Origin of the sequence: Nocardiopsis sp. NPDC058631 (assembly GCF_042716955.1) — a bacterium.
In the GTDB taxonomy this organism is placed as follows: Bacteria; Actinomycetota; Actinomycetes; order Streptosporangiales; family Streptosporangiaceae; genus Nocardiopsis.
Genome location: NZ_JBHXQY010000190.1, coordinates 1 through 3,548, shown reverse-complemented (window position 1 = coordinate 3,548; position 3,548 = coordinate 1). Strand labels below are relative to the sequence as shown.

2 protein-coding genes are annotated in these 3,548 nt (G+C 72.8%); both read right to left on the bottom strand.

Going from position 1 to position 3,548, the window contains the following annotated elements:
• Positions 1-1,055 (bottom strand): beta-ketoacyl synthase N-terminal-like domain-containing protein (locus ACFWTE_RS29820; protein ID WP_378783287.1); only part of this gene is annotated, 1,055 nt, incomplete at its 3' end.
• A gap of 46 nt (positions 1,056-1,101) precedes the next feature.
• A partial coding sequence (locus ACFWTE_RS29815; RefSeq protein ID WP_378783285.1) for a type I polyketide synthase occupies positions 1,102-3,548 on the bottom strand: 2,447 nt, incomplete at its 5' end.

Sequence of the window (3,548 nt, the reverse complement as noted above, 5' to 3'; positions counted from 1 at the left end):
CCGTAGGTCGCCAGCAGCGCCTGCGCCTCGATCGGGTCCCCCAACCGGGTCCCCGTCCCGTGCGCCTCCACCACGTCCACGTCCGTGGCCGACAGACCCGCGTTCTCCAACGCCTTGCGGATCACCCGCTCCTGCGAGGGGCCGTTGGGGGCGGTGAGCCCGTTGGAGGCACCGTCCTGGTTCACCGCGCTCCCTCTGACCAGGGCCAGCACCCGGTGCCCGAGTCGCCTGGCGTCCGAGAGGCGCTCCACCACCAGCAGCCCCGCGCCCTCGGACCACGACGTGCCGTCCGCCGCCGCCGAGAACGACTTGCAACGGCCATCCGGTGCCAGGCCGCCCTGCCGGGCGAAGTCGATGAACCCGCCGGGGTCGGCGTTGACGGTCACGCCTCCGGCCAGCGCCAGGTCGCACTCGCCCGACCGCAGCGACTGGGCCGCCAGGTGCAGGGCCACCAGCGACGACGAGCACGCCGTGTCCAGGGAGACGGCCGGGCCCTCCAGTCCGAGCGTGTAGGCGATCCGCCCGGAGGCGACGCTGCCCAGCTTGCCCGTCATGAGGTAGCCCTGCAGTTCCTCGGGCGAGTTGAGCCCCAGGTAGCTCTCCTCCACCACACCGACGAAGACACCGGTCGAGCTGCCGCGCAGGGACGTGGGGTCGATCCTCGCGTGCTCGACCGCCTCCCACGCCGTCTCCAGCAGGATGCGCTGCTGGGGGTCCATGGCCAGGGCCTCACGCGGGGAGATCCCGAAGAAGGCGGCGTCGAAGCCGGCGGCGTCCCGGAGGAACCCGGATTCGCGGGTCGTGGTCCACCTGGCCAGCTCCTCGGGGTCCCAGCCCCGGTCCGGGGGGAACTCCGTGATGGCGTCGCCGCCGTCGGCGACCAGGTCCCAGAGGGCGTCGGCGTCCTCCACCCCTCCCGGATACCTGCACGCCATCCCCACGATGGCGATGGGCTCGTCGTCGTGTGCCTCCAGCTCCTCGATCCGCCGGCGCGCCTTGCGCAGGTCCTCGGTGACCCACTTGAGGTACTCGACGAGCTTCTCGGCGTCAGCCATGGGAATCCCCTGTCCTTGAGTCCGAAAGGTGGTGCGGTCGGTGCCGTCAGTCCGCGGAACGGCCGAGTTCGGTGTCGATGAAGTCGAAGATCTCCTCGACCGAGGCGGACGAGATCTGCTGGGAGGACTCCTCCTCCCGGTCGGCGGTCCCGAGCCGGGTCAGCATGGTCCGCAGCCGGCGGCGGACCGCCTGGCGCTCGTGCTCGGTCGGCGGGTCGCAGACCAGCAGGGTGTCCACGCGCTCCAGCCGTTCCATCACCGACCCGGTCTCGGCCGTCTCCTGCGGTGCGAGCCGTTTGCCGAGGTAGGCGGCGAAGGCCGCCGGGGTGGGGTGGTCGAAGACGAGGGTCGCCGGGAGCGCGAGGCCCGTGACGGAGTTGACCCGTGTCCGGAGTTCGAGGGCGGTCAGGGAGTCGAAGCCCAGTTCGTGGAACTCCTGGTCCTCGGGCACGCTCCGCGGCCCGTTCCGGCCGAGGACACCGGCGACCTCCGTGCGGATCAGATCGAGCAGTTCCTGCCCCCGCTCGTCCTCGGTCATCGCCGACAGGCGCTCGCCGAGTGTCCGGACCCGGGGGGCCTCGCCCCGGACGACCCTGCGGCGGGTCGAGGCCAGGTTCTCCAGGAGCGGGGGCAGCCCTTCGTCGTCGGAGGCGGAGGGGTTCACCCTGACCACGGCCAGGACGGCGTCGTCCCGGCAGAGCGCGGCGTCGAGGGGGCCGGTGCTCTCGTCGCGGGCGAGCGGATCGGGCCACCCGTGCCGTGGGGCGGAGGCGCCCGACCGCTGCGCGTCCTCGTCCGGGGCCCAGGGCCCCCAGGCCAGGGAGGTCGCGGGCAGACCCTCGGCCCGACGCCGCGCGGCCAACGCGTCCAAGAACGCGTTACCCGCCGCATAGTTCGCCTGACCAGCGTTACCCAACAAACCCGCCAACGACGAATACAACACGAACGCCGACAAATCCAGACCCCGCGTCAACTCGTGCAGATTCCACGCCCCATCCACCTTCGGCGCCAACACCCGCTCGAACTGCTCCCACGACAACGCCGACAACGTCCCGTCATCGACCACACCAGCCGTATGCACCACCGCCGACACCGGACGATCCCCCGGAACCGACCCCAACACAGCAGCCAACGCACCACGATCAGCCACATCACACGCCACCAACACCGGCTCCGCCCCCAGAGCCGACAACTCCGCACACAACTCCCGCCCACCCGGCGCACCCTCACCGCGCCGACTCAACAACAGAAGATGACGCACACCGTGCTCGACCACCACATGCCGGGCCACCACACCACCCAACACACCCGTAGCACCCGTCACCACCACCGTCCCCCCACCAAAACCAGACCCCGACGAGGCGTCGGTGCGCACCCGCCGGAGCCGGGGGACGACGACGCCGTCGGCACGCAGGGCCGCCTCGGTCTCGCCGCTGTCGAGGAGGGCGGACACCCGGTCCAGGTCGGGCCCGGGGGTGTCTGTGTCGATGTCGACGAGGAGCAGCCGGCCGGGGGACTCGGCCTGGGCCGAACGCAGCAGGCCGCGCACGGAAGCCGTCGCGAGGTCGGACGCGGATCCCGTTCCGGCGGCCGGCTCGAAGCAGACGACCATCCGGGTTCCGTCCAGGGGTTCGTGGGAGAGGAACTCCCTCACCAGCCGCCGGGCACGCGCGAGGTCCTGGTGGACCGCCGCCACCGGGTCCGCGTGCTCCTGCGTGGCCCATCGGACGAGGACGGCGTCCACGGGGGCGCCGTCCTGTGCCGCCCGGGCGACGGCGGCCAGGTCGGGACGGTCCACGGCTCCGGGGACCCGCCCGCCGACAGCGGCCCAGGTGCGCTCGCCCGCCCTTCCGGTTCCCGTGAAGGGAACGTGGTCGACGCGGGCGAGCGCCCCTCCGCCGGGGACGTGTCCGGGGAGGAGCCGCTCCTCCGGGACGGCCTCCCAGGTGAGGGATCCGATGGCGGCGACGGGGCCGCCGTCCTCGTCGACGAGGACGATCCGGTGGGAGTCCGCGCCGGTCGGAGCCGAGGTGACCCGTGCGGCGGTGGCACCTGAGGCGTGCAGGCGGACGTCGTTCCAGCGTGTGGGCACGGCGACTGTGCCGGCGGCGGTGTCGGGGGCGAAGACGTGCACCGCCGAGTCGAGCAGTACGGGGTGGATTCCGTACCCGGCCGCGTCGGGTTCCAGGTCGTCCGGCAGACGGATCGCGGTGGGCTCTCCCCGCGGCGGCGTCCAGGCGGCGGTCCCGCCGCCGAGGCTGCCGCGTGCGGTGAGGGTCCAGTCGGCCGAGTCGCGGGACTCGGGCCGCGAGTGCACCGCCACCGGGCGGGAACCCTCCTCGTCGGCCTCACCCACCCGCACCTGCACCAGCACACCGCCCTGCTCGGGCAGCACCAGCGGCGCCACCACGGAGAGCTCCTCCACAACCGTGGCCCCGAACTCGTCCCCCGCCCGCACCACCGACTCCACCAGAACCGCACCCGGCACCACCA